Raw genomic sequence first — 18,865 nt, 5'->3', positions numbered from 1 at the left:
GGCGGCGAGTCCTTCGGGGGAATAGGCGCGGCCGTACTCGCCGAGCAGCAGCCGCTTCTTCGCGGCGGAGAGCTTCTCCTCCGTGAGGTAGGCGCGCAGCTTCGCCACCGCCTCGCCCATCCACCGGAACTCGGTCTTCTTGCGGTGGTACGGAAGGAACGCCCCGTCGAGGATCAGCGCCCGGCCGCGCCGGAACTCGTAGACGAACGACTCGCTGTAGACGGCGTGCCGCTGCTGGCGGACGATGATCTCGGCGAAGGGATCGACCGGCCCGCCGCTGAGCATCGCCAGCAGCGTCTCGACGACCTCGGCGTCCGGATCGCCGGGAGCGGGCAGCGGCCAGGCGAGGATCGCGATCTCCGCGGGCGGCAGATCGTCGGTCAGCTCGACAACTTCCTCTGGATAGTGCCAGTCGACGAGCCGCGGCACGTCGGGCGGCGGTCCCTCTCCGCCCGGCAGGCGCCCGAACAGCTCCTCGACCCGCGCGAGCGTCCGCTGCGGATCGACGGGTCCGACGATGACGAGGTGCACGTTCGAGGGGTTGTAGAAGCGCCGGTAGAAGCGGCGGCACTCGTCGAGATCGGCGCGCGCGATGTCCTCCTTGGTCCCGATCGGCGTCGGGCCATAGGGATGCTCGCCGAGCACCTCCTTGAACGCCCGGTGCAGGACGCGGGCGAGCGGGTCGTTCTCGGTGCGGAGCCGCAGTTCCTCGGTGACGATCCGCTTCTCGTTGGCGAGGTTCTCCTCCGTCAGCTTCAGGTTCACCAGGCGGTCCGCCTCGAGGGCGAGCAGCTCGTCGTGCCCCTCCGGGGGGATCGTCGAGACGTAGACCGTCTCGTCGAAGGCCGTGTAGGCGTTGTCGTCACCGCCGTGGATCTCGTGCAGCAGCCAGTAGTCCTTCTTCGAGTGCTCCGCCGTCCCGCCGAACATCAGGTGTTCGAACAGGTGCGCGAAGCCGCGCGAGTGCGCGTCCTCGTTGGCCGATCCGACGTGAACCCACATCTGCGTCGCGACGACCGGGCTCTCCGGCAGCGGCAGCACCGTCACGTGCAGGCCGTTGTCGAGCGTGCGCGCGACGAGCCGCGCCCGCAGCTCGTCGAGCCCACCGGCCTGTGCCGCGGCGCAGGACAGCAGGACGGCGGCGAGCGCGAGCAGCGACCTTCGGGCGCGCATCGGAACTCCCTCCGGGCGGACCGCCGCGGCGCGGCGGACGGAAGCACCCATCCTACCCCAGCGCGGCCCCCGCGCCTCGAGACCGCGTCCCCTCCCCCAGGGCCGGACCGGAAAGCCGGGCACCGGCTCCCCCGAAGGGGTGCGCCCCTCGCGGGCGCCGGCGACCGCTCACCCCGGCGCCTCCGGGCGGTCCTTCCACCGCCACCATTTCAGGAGTTCCGGATCCGGCGCCTCGCTGCTCGCGTAGTAGACGGCGCAGCGAAAGACGTACAGCACGCAGCGGTCGACCGGCCCGCCCCGCAGCTCGCAGAGCCGGCGGTACATCCGCTCCGGATCCTCACCGGCGAGATCGGCTGGGGAGGAGTAACCGAGGTCGCGAAGGTCGCGGGCGAGGCTCTCCCCGACTCCGGGAATCGAACGGAGATCGTCCCGCGCGAAGGCCATGCGCCGATGATGGGGCTCGCCCGCGGCGCGCGCCAGTCGCGAGGCGCATCCCCGATGGTCCCCGTTCGCGACCAAGCCACTGGCCCTTCCGAGGCCGCGCTCCCGAGTGGCTCCTTGCCCGCGGGATCGGGCCGAACGAGCTGCCCGACCTCGAGTGGCGCGCCGTTCCGCACCGTCGAGGGCGCCGGTTGTGTCCCGTTCTCGCTTTTCTGCGACCGGAAGGACGCCGGCGCCGGGCGGCGGTGCCGTCGGCACGACCGCGGTCCGAGCGCGACCGGCTGCGCTCGGCAACGCTCGGCCCCCTCCGCGTCCTGCCCGCCTTCCTTACAAGGATGTGCGCGCCGGCGCACCCCGTCGCGCGCCGCACCGTCCCCGCGCGCCGGCCGCTCCGGTCAGCGGCGCCGGTGCGGCTGCGGGCGATGGGAGCGCCGGTGGGGGTGGTGCGGGCCGGGAACGATCGGCTTTCCGTCGGCACGGCCGAGGTGCTTGCCGGGCCGGCCGACGAAGCCGCCCGGCGGCGCAGGGAGGGCGTCGCGCAGGTGGACCTTCTCCGGACGGCGCGGGCGGTCGATGCGGCGCCCGAACGGCGCGCCTCGGAACACCGGACCGCCGAAGATCGACCGGCCGAACAGGCCGCACCCTCCGAACGGACAGGCCACACCGGCGGCACCGATCACGCGCTCGCGGATCGGCACGAGGACCACCGCCGGCGACGCTGGCTGCCCTTCCGGCTCGGGGCACTCTTCGCGGGACGCGGCCGGCAGCGGAGGAAACGCTTCGGGACAGCCGATGTCGAGCCCGCCGATGATGCTCACCTCGGGCTGCTGCGGCAGGTCGGCGTTGGTGTAGACGGGCACCGCCTCGCCTCCCTCCCCCGTTCCGGCGAGGACCGGGGCGGCCAGAGCGGCCGCGGCGATCGCGGCGCCGGCCCACCGGCGGAGTGCGGAACCGATCATGGCGGCACCTCCCGATCGAGACGATCCATTCGTCACTTACGACGGGAGGAACGGCCGGGCAAGCGCCCGGGGAGGTCCCGGCCGCCGGCCAAACGGTTCGGGCACGATCCGGTCATCTGCGGACCGGTGAGACTCCGCCGCGCGCCCGCGGAAACGGGGTGCCGGCCCGGGGCCCCGCGGAACGCTCCTTCTATAATGCGCGTCATGTTCAGACGGCTCATGGTCGCGAACCGCGGCGAGGTCGCCGTCCGCATCGCGCGCACATGCGCTCGGCTCGGCATCGAGACCGTCTGCGCCGTGAGCGAGGCCGACCGGCGGGCGCCATGGCTCGACGCCTTCGATCGAGTGATCTGCATCGGTGCCGCCGCACCGGCACGCTCCTACCTCTCGCAAGAGGCGATCCTCCAGGCCGCGGTCCAGGAGGAGGTGCAGGCCTTGCACCCCGGCTGGGGCTTTCTGGCGGAGAACGCGCTGTTCGCAGCCCGCGTCCGGCAGTTGGGCATCGCCTGGGTCGGACCGTCCCCCCATTCCCTGCGCCTCATGGGGGACAAGGCGCTTGCCCGGCGGACGATGGAGGAGGCGGGCCTGCCGACCATCCCCGGCTCCCGCGGGCTTCTCGCCGGCCCCGACGAGGCGGAGGCCGTGGCCTCGGAGGTCGGCTATCCGGTGGTGCTCAAGGCGGCCGCGGGAGGAGGAGGCAAGGGGATCCGCCGCTGCGACGGTCCCGAGGAACTCCGTGCCGCGTTCGCCGAGGCGTCCCGCGAGGCGGCGGCGGCGTTCGGCCATCCCGGCCTCTATCTCGAGAAGTTCATCGAGCACGGCCGCCACATCGAGTTCCAGCTCGCCGGTGACGGGCACGGTGCCGCCGTCCACCTGGGAGAACGAGAGTGCTCCGTCCAGCGGCGGCACCAGAAGCTGATCGAGGAATCGCCCAGCCCGGTGGTCGACGACGCGACGCGGAGGACCACGGGCGAGGCGGCGGCGCGGGCCGTCGCGGCTCTGCGCTACGCGGGCGTCGGCACCGCCGAGTTCCTCCGTGACGCGGACGGGCGCCTCTTCTTCATGGAGATGAACACGAGGCTCCAGGTCGAGCACCCCGTCACGGAGATGGTGACCGGACTGGACCTCGTCGAATGGCAACTCAGGATCGCGGCGGGCGAACCGCTCCCGGCCCGGCAGGAGGAGATCCGCTGGGAGGGGCACGCGATCGAGGCGAGGATCAACGCCGAGGACCCGGCGGAGGACTTCCGCCCCTGCCCGGGGACGATCGAGAGCATGCGCTTCCCCGGTGACGCGGGGCCCGGGCGGGTCCGCGTCGACACGCACGTCCGGCCCCCCTGCGAGGTCCCGCCGTTCTACGACTCGATGATCGCCAAGGTCATCGCGCACGGCCGGGACCGCGAGGAGGCGAGGCAGACCCTCCTGCGCTGCCTGGAGAGATCGGAGGTCGAGGGAGTGGCGACCACCATCCCGGCGCACCTCGTCCTGCTCTCCCACCCCGCGTTCGCTTCCGGCGCGTACGACACGTCGCTCGCGGGCGGTCTGTTCGGCGCCCCCGCGGCCGGGGAGGCCACCTGATGGCCCGGATCGCGCTTCACCCGATCGGCTCCCCGATTCCCGCGCGGGCGCTCGAGCCGAACCGGCGGGCCATGCGCGGACTCGAAGCCCGCCTCGAGGAGCGCCGCCGAGCCGTCCGGGCGGGCTGGGGCGAGAAGTACGCCGAGCGCGTGCACCGCAAGGGGAAGCTGACCGCTTGGGAGCGGATCGACCGGTTGCGGGACCCCGGCCAGGACCCGCTGCCCGTGGGAACGCTCGTCAACGACGGCCTCACCTTCGGCCCCGACCGCCGGACGTCCCCCGGCGCCGGGGTCGTCACCGCGTTCTGCCGGGTGGCCGGCCGCTGGACGATGGTGATCGCCAACGACAACACCGTGGCCTCCGGATCCTGGTGGCCCAGGACGCCCGAGAAGATCCAGCGCGCGCAGGAAATGGCGCTCGCCCTGCGAATCCCGGTGATCTACCTCGTCGACTCCTCGGGGCTCTACCTCCCCGAACAGTCGCGCTCGTTCCCGGGACGCACCGGGGCGGGCGCGATCTTCAAGATGAACGCCCGCCTGTCGGCGGCAGGAGTGCCTCAGATCGCCGGCGTGTTCGGGGACTGCATCGCCGGGGGCGGGTACATGCCGATCATCAGCGACGTCGTGTACATGACCGAGCAGGCGTACATGGTGATCGCCGGTGCGGCGCTGGTGAAGGGCGGCAAGTCGCAGAAGATCACGTCGCTGGACATCGGCGGACCGGACGTCCACGTCCACATCTCCGCCTGCGCCGACGCGAGGGTGCCGGACGACGAGACTTGCCTGCGGCGGATCCGGGAAGAGGTCGAGCGGCTGCCGACCCCCGCGGTGGAGTACTACCGCCGCGGCGCCGACCCGGCGCCCCCGCGGTTCCCGCACGAGGAGCTGGACGGTCTCTTCCCTCCCGACCACCGCCACGCCTACGACATGCGGCAGGTGCTGGCGCGGATCGTCGACGACTCGCTGTTCCGCGAGGTCCTTCCCCACGTCGGCGAGGAGATGATCTGCGGGGTCGGGCGCGTGTCGGGGCTCTGGCTCGGTTTCATCGCGAACAACCCCCAGCTCACGGATCACCCCGAGCGGCCGGGCGAGAAGAGGCCTGGCGGGCTCTTGTACCGGGAGGGGATCGCGAAGATCAGCCAGTTCGCGCGCAACTGCGGCGACGACGGGATCCCGCTGGTGTGGCTCCAGGACATCTCGGGCTTCGACATCGGCGTCGAGGCGGAAAAACACGGCCTCCTCGGTTACGGCTCCTCGCTGATCTACACCAACAGCACGACCACGACCCCCACCGTGACCGTGCTGCTGCGGAAGGCCTCCGGCGCCGGTTACTACGCGATGGCCGGCCTGCCCTACGATCCGATCATGCAGCTCGCCACGCCGATCACCCGGCTGGCGGTCATGGAGGGCCGGACGCTGGCCATCGGGGCCTTCCGGACGAAGCTGGACGACGACTTCAACATCGTCGCGGAAACGGAGGAGGAGCGGCGGCGCATCGAGCAGGGGATGAAGGAGGTCGAGGACCGCATCACCGCGGACATGGATCCGATCAAAGCGGCGCGCCAGATGGATGTCGACGAGGTGATCAAGATGACCGAGCTGCGCGCGTACCTGACCGCATTCGCCGAGATGGCCTATCAGGCGATCGGGTACCGCACGATCCGCAATCCGCGCATCTGGACGCTGCACGACCTCCTGCTGCTCACCGACGAGCCGCGCTGAACGCGGGACGAAGCGGCGCTGCTCGGAACCGTGCGGGAAAACCACGGACGAAACGGGCGGGAGCGAAGGCGATCCCGCCGTCGCGCCCGTGGCGGCCCGCCGCCGCACCGGACCGGTTCGCGGACAATCGGGAAAAGTCCGAACATCCACCCTCGCGTCCCGCGCATTTTTCCTTCGCTTTTGTGAGCACCGCGCGTTCGTTATGCGATAACATCAATGTCGTCCCAACAGGTGACGGCGCCTGACGCCACCAGCGGAGCCAGATCGATGACGCAGCGGGTTCTCACGTTCCAGAAGTGGATGCTCGAGAACGAAGACTTCCTCGACCGGCTCGGACGGCACGCAGCGCGCCGCATCGCGGATTCGGTGCTCGAGCGCGGCGAGGTGGATTGGGAGGAGGTCATCAACGGCCTCTCCGACGACATGGAGCGCGAGTTCAGCTGGTTCGCGCCCCGGAACCGCGCCTGACGGCGGCGGGCCGGGGCGCGCCCGGCTTGCGCTGCGTCGCACGCTGACGTTGTTTCATTTGAGCCGGATTGTCCGACCCTCCGCCGTGCGGTTGTAGAATCGCCGGCCCGCAGCGGAGGAACGCCCTTGCCCCGACCCGTCCTCGAGGCGCTTCGCGAAACGGCCCCGGACGGCCGCATTCTCCTGAGGTGCCCGTCGCCCGCCCGCATCCGCGTCGAGCGGCGGAAGGGCGAAAGGGTGGTTGCCGGCTCGCGCCTCGGCTTCGCCTCGATCGACGAGCGTCTCTTCGTCCTCCTTTCACCCTGCGCCGGCGTCATCACCGGGATGCGCGCGGGTCCGACGTGGTCGGCGTTCGAATACGGACAGACCTTCGCGGAACTCGCGCCGCACGCCCCCGAACGGACCGAGTCCTCTGCCGAGCCGGAGCGCGACTCCGGAGGATGGTTCAGCGTCGTCTCCCCCACCCACGGGACCTTCTACCGGCGTCCGTCCCCGGACGCCCCTCCGTACGTGGAGGTCGGGAAGAGGATCGCCAGCGGCGACATCGTGGGGCTGGTCGAGGTCATGAAGTGCTTCTCGCCCATCCGATTCGATCCACCCGAGGGAGCGAGCGCCGGCATCGTCCGCGAGATCCTCGCCGCGGATGGGGCCGAGGTTCAGGCGGACCAGCCTCTGTTGCGGGTCGAGCTGGCCCCGTGACCCGGCGGCGGGGCCCCGCGCGGCGCCGAACGCGCCGAAGCGCGCCGGGAGGAGGGTTCGAAGATGCGCACACTGCTCGCGGTGTGCCTCGCCGCGGTGGCCGCGGCGGGGAGCACCGGCTCGCCGGCCGGCGAAGCTCGCACGATGACCCCGGACGACCTGTGGCGGCTCGTCCGGCCGTCCCACCTCGCGGTCTCCCCCGACGGAAGCCGGATCGCCTACGACGCCACGACGTGGGACCTCGAGACCGGGAAGGGGAACACCGACCTCTTCTGGGTTCCGGCCGGGGGCGGCGATCCGGTGCGGCTCACGCGGCAGCCGGGCCGGGATGCCCTCCCGCGCTGGTCGCCCGACGGGCGCTTCCTCTACTTCGTTTCCGCGCGGGACGGGGATCCCCCGCAGGTCTACCGCCTCCCGCTGGCGGGCGGCGAAGCCGAGAAAGTGACCGATCTACCGGGAGGGGTGACCTCGTTCGCGCTCTCGCCGGACGGAACCCAACTGCTGGTCGCGGCGGCTTCCTACAAGGACTGCGCCGACCTCGAGTGCGTGCGCCGTCACTTGAAGGCCGAAAAGGAGCGCGCGGCCGGCGGGCGCGTGTTCGAGGAGCTCCTGTACCGCCACTGGAACGAGTGGCGCGGTGACGAGCGGTCCCACCTTTACCTGGTCCGCACCGGCGAGGGCGAAGCGAAAGACCTGACGCCGGGGAACGTCGACTGCCCGCCGGTGGCCCTCGGCAGCTCGCACGACTTCGCCTTCTCGCCGGACGGCGGATCGGTCGCGCTCGTCGTGAACCGCAGCCCGCTCGTGGCCGCCAGCACCGACAACGACATCGAAATCGTGGAGCTGGAGGGAGCCCGGCGCACGCTCAGTCCCGGCGACGGGAACGACGCCGCCCCGCGCTTCGGCCCGGACGGACGGCGGATCTTCTGGCGCTCCCAGCCCCGGCCCGGCTACGAATCCGACCGGGCCTACCTGGTCGCGGCGCCGGTCGGGGGCGGGACGCCCGAGCGCCTCTTCGAGACGCCGGACCTGTCGGTGGCCGATTTCTGGCTCGTTCCCGGGGGCAGCGAGGTTCTCTTCACCGCCCAGAGCCGGGGACGCGTGAACCTGTACGCCGTGCCCGCGCGAGGCGGGAACGTGCGGGAGCTGGTGCGCGGCGGTCGGATCGGCTCGGTCGCTGTCGCGCCCACCGGAGCGTTCGCGGTGTTCGTGCGGGAGTCGCTCACGGAACCTCCCGAGATCTTCCGCCTCGACCTCGGCAGCGGCGCGACGCGACGGCTGACCTCGCTCAACACCGGTTGGTTCGGATCGCTGCGGCTCGGCCGGCCGGACGAGCTCTGGTTCGAAGGGGCGCATCAAGACCGCGTCCACGCCTGGGTCCTGCATCCCCCGGGCGAGCCGGATCCTCCGTCCGGCAAGACGCCGGTGATCTGGCTCGTGCACGGCGGTCCCCAGGGAGCCTGGCTCGACGGCCAGCATCCGCGCTGGAACATGCAGCTCTTCGCCGCCCCGGGATACCACGTGGTGGCCGTCAACTTCCACGGCTCGACCGGGTACGGCCAGGCGTTCACCGACGCGATCCGGCGCGACTGGGGAGGTGCACCCTTCGAGGATCTGATGGCGGGCCTGGAAGCGGCCCGGCGGGCCCTGCCCGGTGCCGATCTCGACCGGGTCTGCGCGGCCGGAGGCTCGTACGGCGGCTACATGGTCGACTGGATGCTCGGCCACACCGGCCGGCGGTTTCGCTGCTTCGTCTCGCACGCGGGCGTTTACGACCTCGTCAGCATGTACGGGGCGACGGAGGAGCTGTGGTTCCCGGAGTGGGATCTCGGCGGGACGCCGTGGGAGGCTCCCGGCGACTACCTGCGCTGGAGCCCGTCCAGCTACGCGGACCTCTTCGAGTCGCCGACGCTCGTCATCCACGGGCAGCTCGATTTCCGCGTGCCGGTGACGCAGGGGATGCAGCTGTTCACCGCGCTCCAGCGGCGCGGCGTGCCCTCGCGGTTCCTCTACTTCCCCGACGAGGGACACTGGGTGACGCACCCGGCGAACGCCCGTCTCTGGTGGCGCGAGGTCCACGACTGGCTCGCCCGTTGGCTGGGCGAGCCGTAAGCGGGGGGCGGGCCCTCACGATCCGGGAACGATCGCGGGCGGGTGCCCGATCGCGCGGAGGGGGACGCCGAAGGCGGCCCGCGCCTCCCCTCCGGTGAGGACCGTCTCCGGATCGCCTTCCGCGGCGACCCGGCCGCCGTCCAGCAGGAGCACCCGGCCGGCGGCGCGGGCGGCGAGCGTCAGGTCGTGGAGCGAGAAGAGCACGGCGCGGCCCGCCCGTGCGAGTTCGCGGAGGAGATCGAGGACGACGCAGGCGTGGCCCACGTCGAGCGCGGTGGTGGGCTCGTCCAACAGCAGGACCGGGGCGTCCTGCGCGATCGCCCTGGCTACGAAGACGCGACGCCGCTCCCCTCCGGACAGCGACGTGATCGGCCGCCGCGCGAGGTGCGCGACGTCGGCCTGCGCCATCGCGCGGGCGACGGCAGCGCGATCCGCGGAGCTCGCGGCCCGAAACCACCCGGTGTGGGGCAGCCGCCCCATCGCCACGACATCCTCGACGAGCAGGCCGAATTCGGTCCAGCTCTCCTGCGGCAGGTACGCGACCGAGCGCGCGATCGCCGGCCGCGGGTACCGATCGAGCGGGCGCCCCCGAAGCAGCACCGATCCGGAGTCGGGGCGGAGAAGTCCGGCGAGAATCCGGAGCAGGGTGCTCTTCCCCGCCCCGTTCGGACCGGCCAGGACCACCAGGTCGCCGGGACGCAGAGCCACCGAGACCCCGTGCAGCACCGGCCGCCCCCCCAGGCGGACGCCGACGCCGCGCGCCTCGAGGAGCGGCTCCTGCCGGGGAGCTCTCACCGCCCCGCTCCGAACGGCGAGCCGGCGAGCCACAGCGCCGGGGTGACGGCCGGCCACCCGGTGGCGTCCGGGATCGCGGGGCCCGCCGCCGCCCGGACGCCGAGCCACCACCGGCCGGCGGCCGGACCGAGCCGCGGTCCCCATCGGGCCACCGGCCGGCCGTCCTCGAGGAGGATCCCGCCGGCGACGAGCCCCCCTGCCAAGGGGATCACCTGCGTCACCAGCGCCGTGGACCCCGGCCCCGCCAGAGGCTCCCCGGCGGGCAGCCGCACCCTGAGGATCCGCCAGCCCGAAGAGCTTCCCGACCGCCACCCGGGATCGGGCCGCTGCGCGGGCGCGACCCGGCGCCCCGCCCGGACGAGGGCTCGAGGCGGCCCCTCGGCCGGAAGGAACTCCAGATCGTCGATCTCAAGGAGCTCGGGACCGACCCGCTCCCCGCCGCCGCCACCGCTCCACGCCGCGGCCGCGAGGCGCAGCAGGTCCGATGCGGCGAAGACGTCCACGGCCCACCGGGCATCCGGCGGTGCCGGGGAGGGCGGGAGCGCCGCCGCCAGGCAGGCCCGGCGCGCGGCGCCGAGGAACCCGGCCGGCCAGGCCCACCCCCCTCGCGTCAGGAGGGCCGTGCGCGCCCATCGGGGCAACAGCGGCCGGCCGCCGGCGAAGGCCTCGGCCGCGCGGATCCGCCGCCTCGCGGTTCCCCGAGCGTCCGCCTCCGTCACGCGGGCCTCGACCAGGCGGGTGCCGGAGGGGTGCACCTCGGGCGGCAGCTCGTCCGACAGCTCCCGGACCAGCCGCTCCGCGGCTTTCCGGAGCCGCCGGCTCGGGCCGGCCGGATTCGCCGGGGCGGCGAGCGGGCCACGCACGGCCCCGGGCCGCGGCCACAGGGGTTGGCGCCGGCCCTGTTCGGACCCTTGCCCGCCGGCCATGGCCAGACCCCCGCCCGCTTCCCACGCGATCCATTCGTCGATGCGCGAGCGCTTGACCGCCCCGTCCCGCACCCTCGCCACCTCCTCCGCCGCGGTTGGCGCCCGGCGCTTCCGGCCCGCTCCCCCCGAACGGGTTACTCGCCTCCCGACCGCAGTCAGCGGACCCGCCCCGCCCGATTCCGGCGACTCACGGACCCTCCGGCGCGAGGATCCGCACAGGGTCAAGGATAATCGTCGGCGCGCCGACCATGACTGCGAGCACCTGACCCTTCCGCGTGCAGCTCGCCATTCGGGGGACTGGCGAAATTTCGTCACCCGCGACCCGAACATTGACCCAGGCCTCCTCGGGCCTGATCGTGACCACGGCCGGACCCTCCACACGGGCCGCGCCGCCCGGTCCCGGCAGGTAGACCGCGGGCACCTCGAGCAGGATCTCCCCTGCAAGGGTGTCGAACCGGCCCCTGCTCGCGGTCGGGAAAACGGGAAGACCGAGGGCGAGCGGCTCGCGCAGGCCCGTCTCCGGCCGGCCGCCTTCGAGCCGCGAGAAGCTCGGCCAAGGGACGGCCGGCTCGCGGATCGAGGCCCGCCGGCGGCCGACGGCCCGGCCGCGCCCGCGGGGCCCGGGGCTGCCCCAGACGACGGCCGCCCCGGCCGGGCTCCCGCAGTCGTCCGTGGCGAAACCGGCCGGCCACGGTGCCCGCGGGGGGTCGTCCACGATGCGCGCGGGACCGCCGGTCGTTCCTTCCTCCCCCGACTCGATGGCGGCGTGCACCATCTCGTGAACGAACCGTCCGGCCGCGTCCGGCAGCAGGACGGCGGGACCCTCGTAGGACCGGAAGAGCGGTCGCGGGGAGGCTCCGGCCCGTGGCGGAAGGGCCGGACCCTCCGTCCGGGGCGGCCGGAACTCCCCGCGGGCACCGTCCGACCAGGGGGCGGCCTCGGGGAGCGGGCCGCACCAATCGATCGCGGGATCCCCTTCGAGGCGGATGCGCACCCCCATGTCCAACCCCGACCGGGCGGGCCCCGTGCCTCGCCGCCAGATCCGAGCCCGCACCCGCGCCCGGACGATCGCCCGGCCCCCGGTCCGCTCCTCGAGGATCCGCGCGGTGGCGGCGGCCCTCGCGGCGAGATCGCGCGCGCAGTCGATCACGAGCCGTTCGAGCGGCGAGCGCCCTTTCAGGGCCTCCGCCGCGGGGGACCACAGCCGGGGCAGGCGGCGGGCCGGCGCCCCGACCGCGTAACGCCACGACGAGGGGATCCCGCTCGCCGGCAGGCGCTCGACGCGGCATCCGCCGTCGAGTTCGATCGCCTCCGGAAGGTCGCTGCGGGAGGAGGCGCGCAGCTCCCAAAGCGCAAGCGGCTCCCCCGGGCCGGGCAGGTCGCAGGGCGCCTCGAGGGCCGCGTCGAGCCGGCGCGCTTCCTCGCCGAGCGCCGCCTCCAGTCGCTCGGCGGCGGCGCCGCGGCGCCCGGCGGCGCCGGCTGTTGTCGAGGCGGTCATCGGCAGGTGCGATGATGGCACGAAAACCCGCTCCCGATGCCGCGCTTTCGTTGATCCCCGAAGGTGCCGAACCTATGTTTCCCCGCGCCAGCGCCACGGCACGGGACCGGTATGAGCCGCCGACGCATCCTGATCATCGACTTCGACCGGCGCACGAGACAGGCGTGGGCATCGCTCTTGAAAGAGCAAGGCTACGAGGTCGCCGAGGCGTGCACCGGGACGGAAGTGGCGCAGCGCCTGCACGACGCCCCGCCGAACCTCGTGATCATCGAGCCGATGATCCCCGGCCAGGACGGCTTCGCCCTGTGCAAGGCCCTCAAGAAGGACGAAGCCACGGCCCCCGCGATCATCATCGCTTCCCGGATCTTCACCGGGCCGCGCTACCGGGGCATGGCGCGGGACGCCGGGGCCGATCTCTTCCTCGAAAAGCCGGTGAAAGACGATCTCCTCGTGGCGATGGTGACGAAGATGCTCCCGCCGCCGTCGCCGGAGGAGATCGCGGAGGAGGAGGCCCGCGGCCGGGAGAGCGCTCCGGCCCCGCCGCCGGCCGACGTACGCGAACCCGAACCCGTCCCGGCGATGCCCGCCGCCGCGGCCGCCCCGGAGACGCCGCAGGAGGTTCCCCCGCTGCTCCAGGGTGTGACCGACGAGGACATCGAAAGCGCGTTCGGCCGGCTCCTCCTCGCGGACGGCCCGGGCGGCACGCCGCGCCCCGAGGTGCCCGCGGCGGCACCCTCCCCTCCCGCATCGTCGCTTTCGCCCGAGGCGATCGCCTCGGCGCTCGACCGCCTGGAACTCGGGCCCGAGGGCCCCGAAAGGACGCGGGAGGAGCCGCCCCCGGAAGAGGCCCCGCCGGCGAGGAGCGACCGGATCGAAGCGGAGCTGGACCGCCAGCTGGAAGCCAGGATCGGCGGGGATCCCGGGGCCGAGGATGCGGGAACCGCTCCGGAGCCCGCGGAACCCCCGGCCGGTCTTCGGGGGATGGATCCGGGAACGGCCGAGCTTCTGTCGAGCCTGGAGGAGCTCGAGCAGAGCCTGCCGGAGTCGGGCCCGATCTCGGGAGGCGCGGAGCGCGAGATCGACACCTCCGTGCCCTACGAGCCTCCCCCTCCCCCGGAAGAGGAGCGCTCGCTCGAGGAGGTGCTGGAGACGATCCAGGAGGGAGCCGCGGCCCCGACCGGAGGAGGGGCCGAACCCGCGAATCCCTCGGGCGAGAAGCGCGAGGCCGCAGCCTCCTCGCGCGGAACCCGGGCGGGCCTGCTGGCTGTGGTGCTTCTCCTGGCAGGCGGGGGCGGCGCGGGGTACTTGGCTCTCCGGCAACCCGTTCCGGCGCGGCCCGCGCTCGCCCGTCTCGCGCCCTCGGGAGAGGTGGCGCGGCCGGCGGGGCCCCCCGTGCCGGATCCGATCGCGCAGCGGCCCCTCCCGAAGCCGGCGGGCCTGATCGCCGGAGGGGAGAGGACCGCACCCCGCGAGGCGGCCAGCAGCGGGAGCGGGGAAGCTCCGCGCCCGGCGGCGTCCCGGGTCCGGCTGGCCGGGATCGGCGAACTCGACGGGCCCCTGCGCCTGGTCGCCTCGACCTCTCCCCGCCTCCCCCCGGGCGTCCCTCCCGAGCTCAAGAGGGCGCGGGTGTTCGTCAAGGTGCTGGTCGGCCCCGACGGCTCGGTGCGCGACTCCCAAGTGATGATGGAGCCGGGCCACGGACTCGGCGCGATCGCCAGGGAAGAGGTCCGCCGCTGGCGGTACGAGCCGCCGAGGGCTCACGGGCTGCCGGTCGAGGTCTGGAAGACTGAGGTGGTCGACTTCGGACGCTGACGCCGCGGGGACCTATCGCTTCGCGGCCGCCTTGCGCTCCGCCTTGCGGCGCTTCCGCTCGTTCTCCCGGCGGCGGCGGCGGCGGCGCTCCGAGGGCTTCTCGTAGTACTCGTGCTGCCGGATCGCCTTCCGGATGCCGAACTTCTCCACCTTCCGGCGGAACCGCCGGAGCGCCTTCTCGAGGTCGTCCTTGACGACCACGTAGGTCGAATCGGGCATCGAGCGAATCTCCCGTGCTGCCGGCGGGCCGTACGCCCCGCCTCCCGGACCCTCGCCGGACCGGGCGCGGCGGAGCCCCGCTTGGCCTGGGTGGCGTAAAGACTATGACCTGCCCGGCGGGCTGTCAAAAAGCGGCGCCGCGCCGCTGTTGACGGCCGGGGCGGTGGGTGCCTACCCTGCCCCAGGGTGGGGGCCCCGGAGGTGGCGGGCGCATGGCCTGGTTCCGGAAGGACAAGAAGCCCAAGACCGCGCCCCCGGGCCGGACCAGCCAGATCCCCGAGGGTCTCTGGGTCAAGTGCGCGGGCTGCAAGGAGATCATCTTCCGGAAGGAGGTCCTGCGCCGGGCGTGGGTGTGTCCCAAGTGCGGCTATCACTTCCAGATCTCCGCGCGCCAGCGCCTCGACGCCATCCTCGACGAGGGGTGGACCGAGTTCGACGGGGCGCTCGCCTCGACCGATCCGCTGAAGTTCAAGGACCGCAAGTCGTACCGCGACCGGCTGCGCGAGTACCGTGAGAAGACCGGCCTCAACGACGCCCTCATCTCGGCCGACGGCGCGATCGAGGGCATCCCGGTCTTCGCGTGCGCGATGGAGTACGCGTTCATGGGCGGCTCGATGGGTTCGGTGGTGGGGGAGAAGGTGACCCGCGCCGCCGAGCGGTCGCTCACCGAGCGGCGGCCCCTGATCGTGATCTCCACCTCCGGCGGCGCGCGGATGCAGGAGGGGGCCCTTTCGCTGATGCAGATGGCGAAGATCTCGGCCGCGCTGGCGCGGCTCTCCGATGCGGCGATTCCGTACCTGTCGGTGCTCGCCGATCCGACGACGGGCGGCGTCACCGCCTCGTACGCCATGCTCGGGGACGTGATCATCGCCGAGCCGCGCGCCCTGATCGGATTCGCCGGGCCGCGGGTGATCGAGCAGACGATCCGCCAGAAACTTCCCGAGGGATTCCAGCGATCCGAGTTCCTTCTCGAGCACGGGATGGTCGACATGGTCGTGGAGCGGAGCCGGCTGCGCGAGACGCTGGCCAGGCTCCTGCGCCTGTTGTGGAGCGAGCCGGCGCCGGCCGGCGGCGCGGGGGGTGCCGCGTGACGTCATCGCATCGCGATCCGTTGATCGACTGGCTCTACGGCCTCAGGGGCCCGTCCCTCAAGTGGGATCTCGACACGGCGGCGGCGTTCCGCGAGGTGCTCGGCTATCCCGACCGCGGCCTCGCCGTCGTGCACGTGGCCGGCACGAACGGGAAAGGCTCCGTCGCGGCGATGCTCCACGCGATCGCGATCGAGGCGGGACTCGATGCCGGCCTGTTCTCGAGCCCGCACCTCGTCCGTCCCGAGGAGCGGATCCGCGTGGGGCGGGACGAGATCGACCCGGCCACCTTCCGCTCGCTGATCGGCGAGCTGCGGGAGATCGCGGCGCGAGCGCTCGAGGAGCGGCGCCTGCCGCGCCATCCGTCGTTCTTCGAGATGATGACCGCCGCAGCGTGGCTGGCCTTCTCCAGGAGCCGAATGAGGCTCGGCGTCTTCGAGGCGGGGCTCGGCGGCCGGCTCGACGCGACGAACGTGATGACGCCGATGCTCGCGGTCATCACCACGATCTCGCGCGACCACGTGAAAACGCTCGGCGGAAGCCCCGCCGCCATCGCGAAGGAAAAGGCGGGGATCGTCAAGCCGGGCGTGCCGGTGCTCCTCGGCTTCGTCTCCGGCGAGGTGCGGGAGGTCGTCCGCCGGGTCGCCCGGCGCCGCGGCGCGCCGCTGCACGAGGCGGCACGCGAGATCGAGATCCGGCCAGCCGGCGGGCAGGCGTGGGAGATCGGAACGCCGGAGGGCGTCCACCGCGGAATCGTCCCGGCGCTGCCCGGCGAACACCAGGTGCGCAACGCCGCGCTCGCCATCCGGGCGAGCGAGATCCTCCGCTCCCGCGGACTGCCGCTTCCGGCGGAAGCCGCTGCCAGGGGTGTGGCCGCCGTGCGCTGGCCGGGCCGCCTCGAACGCCTGGGAACGGGGCCGTCGTTCCTTCTCGACGCGGCGCACAACGAGGAGGGGGCGGCCGCTCTCGGCACCTTCCTCGGGCGGGCCGCCGCCCCGCGCCCCCGGCGCGTGCTCCTGTTCGGTCTCACCGAAGGACGCGACGCCGCCGCGATGTTCGCGCCCCTCGAGGGCCTCGTCGACGGCGTGATCGTCACGCGCCCGCCGGTCAAGCGGGCACAGCCGCCGTGGCGCGTGGCGCGCTCCCTCTCGCGGAGGCGGGTCGCTGTCGAGGCGATCCCCGAGGTGAGCCACGCGCTCGTCCGCGCGCGCGAGCTCGCGGGGCCGCGGGGAGAGGTGGTGGTGGCCGGCTCGCTCTACCTCGTGGGCGAGGTGCGCGCCCTCCTCACCGGAGAGAGCGGCCCCGGCCAGCCTCGCAGCGAGCGGGTGCCGCCGATCGCCGCCTCCCGGCGGCCGGTGGCATGAGCGAACCGATGCATCCCCGGCGCCACCAGGGGCCGCGCTCGAACGGGGCCCTCCTGAAGCACTTCCTCGCGCATCCGACACAGACGGGAGCGGTGGCGAGCGCCTCGGCCAGCCTCGCCGACCGGATCGTCGACGCAGCCGCGCTCCGCGGAGCCGAAACGGTCGTCGAGCTCGGGCCGGGGACCGGCGCGATCACCGAGCGGCTGCTCCCGGCGCTCGAGCCGGGGACGACCTTCTTCGCGATCGAGATCAATCCCGATTTCGCCCGCGCGACGCGCGAGCGGTGTCCGGGCGTCGAGGTCCACGAGGACTCGGCGACGAACTTGCGCCGGTACCTCGCGCTGCACGGGCGCGAAGCGTGCGACCGGATCGTGTCGAGCCTCCCGTGGGCCTCGTTCGCCGCGAATCTCCAGGACGAACTCCTCGACGAGATCACCGCCGCGCTGGCCCCGGGGGGAAGGTTCGTCACGTACGCGTACCTCACGGGCCTGTTCCTCTCCGGCGGCCGCCGCTTCCGCGGAGAGCTGCGCCGCCGCTTCCGGCGCGTCTTCCACGACGAGATCGTCTGGAAGAACTTCCCGCCGGCGCTGGTCTACGTCGCCCTCCGGTAACGGCGCCACCGCGCGCCGAGGGCCCGCGCGGTCTCGAACACCTCCCACCGGAGCTCCTCCTCCTCCTCGGGGTTCCGGGCGAATCCTCGCTCGGCGCGAAGGCGCGAGAAGGCGAGCGCTCCCGCCGCGCGATGGAACCTCCGGCGGTCGGCCAGGCGCTTGAACCATCCCCGCGACAGATCGCGGGCCGCGAGCCTCGCCCGGCTCCTCAGGCGGAACAGCGCGTCGATCTCCCGCGAGGGCAGCCCCAGCGACGAGATCTCCCGGGCGAGCATCCGCCGCATCATCAGCTCCTCCCGGGCGAGTGAAGCTGCCACCAGGCCGAGCAGCACCACGAACAACGGGACCCAAAGGAGCAGGTAGACCAGTCCGGCAAACCCCGCCGCACCTGCCGAACCCGCCACGCAAGCGAGGTTCCACGACGCGTGCAGCCCGATCGCGGCGCCGAGTCCCGCGAGCAGGGGTCCCGGGCCTTTCCCGCGGCGAAGAGCGCGGGCGAGGCCGATTCCGGTCGCCGCGGTGAAGAGAGGGTGGCCGTACGGGGAGAAGAGCCCGCGCGCCAGCAAGGTGGCGGCGAACTCCCCTTCGCCTCCCTGCGCCCACACGCTTCCGTAGTAGAGGACGTTCTCCGAACACCCGAACCCGAGCCCCACCATCGAGGCGTAGACGATGCCGTCGAGCACGTCGTCGACTTCCCGGGCGCACCACCGGTACAGCGCGAAGAGCGCCACCGCCTTTGCGCACTCCTCCACGACCGGCGCGAACGCGACGGCGATCCAAGCGTGGTGCGACGGCCATCGCAGCAGGACGGCCGCGTGGCTCGCCGCCTCGTTGGCGCCCCACGACAGGAGGACGGCGCCCGATGCTCCCCAGGCGAACGTCGCCGCCAGAAGCCTCGGCGGCTCCGGTTCGATGCGATCGATCCAGATGGCGAGACCCGCGTAGACCGGGAGGGGGAGAACCGCCGCTGCCACCGCGAGGGCCGCCGTCCATCCGCCGTAGGCGAGCGCCACCGCCAGAGCCACGACGGCCGTCCCGGAAAACCCGCAGGCGAGGAGCGCCGTCACGGCGAACCAGGCGTGGTATCGGCGTCGCGGTGCCGGCATGGCCTCAACTTACCGCGGATCCGCGGCGAGCCCGCGCCCGGGCGCCTCGCGGGTCCGTCGCCGTCGCGCGCCGCCGGAGACGATCGCCGGGGAGACGGGAGGGGCACCCGACGGTGCTCGGCTTTCGCCGACCCGGCGGGGGCCCCAGGCCGGGCCCCGAGCGTGGAAGCGCCCCGTGACGACGACCGCCGTGCCCTCGGCGGGCCGGGTGGGACGACGCAGCAGCGGGACAGCGCCCCGGACGGGATGTCGGGTGCATCCCGATGGAGCGTCGGGCCGCCGAACTCGCTGGATG

The 18,865-nt window shown here is 73.2% G+C and carries 16 protein-coding genes; 9 read left to right on the top strand and 7 right to left on the bottom strand.

Features of this window, described 5'->3' with window-relative positions; genetic code table 11:
* The 3 genes from D6718_06210 to D6718_06200 all read right to left on the bottom strand — a co-directional run.
* Positions 1-1,173, bottom strand: a 1,173-nt coding sequence (locus D6718_06210) for an insulinase family protein (protein ID RMG46061.1), incomplete at its 3' end; no start/stop codon positions are given.
* Between the two features lie 168 nt (positions 1,174-1,341).
* A complete protein-coding gene (locus D6718_06205; protein RMG46065.1) occupies positions 1,342-1,617 on the bottom strand; it encodes a pathogenicity locus in 276 nt (91 codons plus the stop codon).
* Positions 1,618-2,009: 392 nt separating this feature from the next.
* On the bottom strand, positions 2,010-2,573 hold the full coding sequence (locus D6718_06200) for a hypothetical protein (protein ID RMG46060.1): 564 nt from the start codon (positions 2,571-2,573) through the stop codon (positions 2,010-2,012).
* A gap of 204 nt (positions 2,574-2,777) precedes the next feature.
* Here D6718_06200 and D6718_06195 point away from each other — a divergent pair, with 204 nt between their 5' ends.
* The 5 genes from D6718_06195 (at position 2,778) to D6718_06175 (ending at position 9,151) form a co-directional block, all read left to right on the top strand.
* The gene (locus tag D6718_06195) at positions 2,778-4,151 is read left to right on the top strand and encodes an ATP-grasp domain-containing protein (GenBank protein RMG46064.1); all 1,374 of its coding nucleotides are present in this window, start codon (positions 2,778-2,780) and stop codon (positions 4,149-4,151) included.
* On the top strand, positions 4,151-5,872 hold the full coding sequence (locus D6718_06190) for a propionyl-CoA carboxylase (GenBank protein ID RMG46059.1): 1,722 nt from the start codon (positions 4,151-4,153) through the stop codon (positions 5,870-5,872). The genes D6718_06195 and D6718_06190 overlap by 1 nt, the downstream gene beginning before the upstream one ends.
* A gap of 267 nt (positions 5,873-6,139) precedes the next feature.
* The gene (locus D6718_06185) at positions 6,140-6,340 is read left to right on the top strand and encodes a hypothetical protein (GenBank protein ID RMG46058.1); all 201 of its coding nucleotides are present in this window, start codon (positions 6,140-6,142) and stop codon (positions 6,338-6,340) included.
* A gap of 324 nt (positions 6,341-6,664) precedes the next feature.
* On the top strand, positions 6,665-7,039 hold the full coding sequence (locus D6718_06180; protein RMG46063.1) for a biotin carboxyl carrier domain-containing protein: 375 nt from the start codon (positions 6,665-6,667) through the stop codon (positions 7,037-7,039).
* 63 nt (positions 7,040-7,102) lie between these two features.
* Positions 7,103-9,151, top strand: a complete 2,049-nt coding sequence (locus D6718_06175) for a S9 family peptidase (GenBank protein ID RMG46057.1) — start codon at positions 7,103-7,105, stop codon at positions 9,149-9,151.
* A 15-nt stretch (positions 9,152-9,166) separates the two neighbouring features.
* Here the strand turns inward: D6718_06175 and D6718_06170 are convergent, their stop codons facing one another.
* Both D6718_06170 and D6718_06165 read right to left on the bottom strand, forming a co-directional pair.
* Complete coding sequence (locus D6718_06170; GenBank protein RMG46056.1) at positions 9,167-10,090, bottom strand: ABC transporter ATP-binding protein; 924 nt, start codon at positions 10,088-10,090, stop codon at positions 9,167-9,169.
* 969 nt (positions 10,091-11,059) lie between these two features.
* Positions 11,060-12,370: a hypothetical protein gene (locus D6718_06165; GenBank protein RMG46055.1), complete on the bottom strand. Its 1,311-nt coding sequence runs from the start codon at positions 12,368-12,370 to the stop codon at positions 11,060-11,062.
* A 111-nt stretch (positions 12,371-12,481) separates the two neighbouring features.
* On the opposite strand from D6718_06165, the gene D6718_06160 reads away from it, so the two are divergent.
* Positions 12,482-14,182 carry a response regulator gene (locus tag D6718_06160; GenBank protein ID RMG46054.1) on the top strand — a complete coding sequence of 567 codons (1,701 nt, stop codon included), beginning with the start codon at positions 12,482-12,484 and terminating at the stop codon, positions 14,180-14,182.
* 12 nt (positions 14,183-14,194) lie between these two features.
* Here D6718_06160 and D6718_06155 read toward each other — a convergent pair whose 3' ends face one another.
* Positions 14,195-14,401 carry a 30S ribosomal protein S21 gene (locus D6718_06155; protein ID RMG46053.1) on the bottom strand — a complete coding sequence of 69 codons (207 nt, stop codon included), beginning with the start codon at positions 14,399-14,401 and terminating at the stop codon, positions 14,195-14,197.
* Positions 14,402-14,613: 212 nt separating this feature from the next.
* Here D6718_06155 and D6718_06150 point away from each other — a divergent pair, with 212 nt between their 5' ends.
* The 3 genes from D6718_06150 to D6718_06140 are packed head-to-tail and all read left to right on the top strand — an operon-like array spanning position 14,614 to position 17,464.
* On the top strand, positions 14,614-15,492 hold the full coding sequence (locus D6718_06150) for an acetyl-CoA carboxylase carboxyltransferase subunit beta (GenBank protein RMG46052.1): 879 nt from the start codon (positions 14,614-14,616) through the stop codon (positions 15,490-15,492).
* Positions 15,348-16,853: a bifunctional folylpolyglutamate synthase/dihydrofolate synthase gene (locus D6718_06145; protein RMG46062.1), complete on the top strand. Its 1,506-nt coding sequence runs from the start codon at positions 15,348-15,350 to the stop codon at positions 16,851-16,853. Before D6718_06150 ends, D6718_06145 begins: the two co-directional genes overlap by 145 nt.
* Positions 16,850-17,464 (top strand): methyltransferase domain-containing protein, encoded by a 615-nt coding sequence (locus tag D6718_06140; protein RMG46051.1) that lies wholly within the window; start codon positions 16,850-16,852, stop codon positions 17,462-17,464. Before D6718_06145 ends, D6718_06140 begins: the two co-directional genes overlap by 4 nt.
* On the opposite strand, the gene D6718_06135 is transcribed toward D6718_06140, so the two are convergent.
* Entirely contained in the window at positions 17,446-18,570 is a 1,125-nt protein-coding gene (locus D6718_06135) for a protease PrsW (GenBank protein RMG46050.1), read from the bottom strand. The two genes, D6718_06140 and D6718_06135, sit on opposite strands and share 19 nt — an antisense overlap.
* Positions 18,571-18,865 lie beyond the last annotated feature (295 nt).

The sequence above is a fragment of the Acidobacteriota bacterium genome (genome assembly GCA_003696075.1).
Lineage (GTDB): Bacteria > Acidobacteriota > Polarisedimenticolia > J045 > J045 > J045.
Note: the sequence above shows the minus strand (reverse complement) of the source record. Positions and strands in the feature narration are given on the sequence as shown.

Bases quoted from the DNA above. Each gene is read 5' to 3' on its own strand.
- D6718_06205 (RMG46065.1), bottom strand. From the start codon at position 1,617: ATGGCCTTCGCGCGGGACGATCTCCGTTCGATTCCCGGAGTCGGGGAG.
- D6718_06200 (RMG46060.1), bottom strand. From the start codon at position 2,573: ATGATCGGTTCCGCACTCCGCCGGTGGGCCGGCGCCGCGATCGCCGCG.
- D6718_06195 (RMG46064.1), top strand. From the start codon at position 2,778: ATGTTCAGACGGCTCATGGTCGCGAACCGCGGCGAGGTCGCCGTCCGC.
- D6718_06190 (RMG46059.1), top strand. From the start codon at position 4,151: ATGGCCCGGATCGCGCTTCACCCGATCGGCTCCCCGATTCCCGCGCGG.
- D6718_06185 (RMG46058.1), top strand. From the start codon at position 6,140: ATGACGCAGCGGGTTCTCACGTTCCAGAAGTGGATGCTCGAGAACGAA.
- D6718_06180 (RMG46063.1), top strand. From the start codon at position 6,665: ATGCGCGCGGGTCCGACGTGGTCGGCGTTCGAATACGGACAGACCTTC.
- D6718_06175 (RMG46057.1), top strand. From the start codon at position 7,103: ATGCGCACACTGCTCGCGGTGTGCCTCGCCGCGGTGGCCGCGGCGGGG.
- D6718_06170 (RMG46056.1), bottom strand. From the start codon at position 10,090: ATGGGGACCGCGGCTCGGTCCGGCCGCCGGCCGGTGGTGGCTCGGCGT.
- D6718_06165 (RMG46055.1), bottom strand. From the start codon at position 12,370: ATGACCGCCTCGACAACAGCCGGCGCCGCCGGGCGCCGCGGCGCCGCC.
- D6718_06160 (RMG46054.1), top strand. From the start codon at position 12,482: ATGAGCCGCCGACGCATCCTGATCATCGACTTCGACCGGCGCACGAGA.
- D6718_06155 (RMG46053.1), bottom strand. From the start codon at position 14,401: ATGCCCGATTCGACCTACGTGGTCGTCAAGGACGACCTCGAGAAGGCG.
- D6718_06150 (RMG46052.1), top strand. From the start codon at position 14,614: ATGGCCTGGTTCCGGAAGGACAAGAAGCCCAAGACCGCGCCCCCGGGC.
- D6718_06140 (RMG46051.1), top strand. From the start codon at position 16,850: ATGAGCGAACCGATGCATCCCCGGCGCCACCAGGGGCCGCGCTCGAAC.
- D6718_06135 (RMG46050.1), bottom strand. From the start codon at position 18,570: ATGCCGGCACCGCGACGCCGATACCACGCCTGGTTCGCCGTGACGGCG.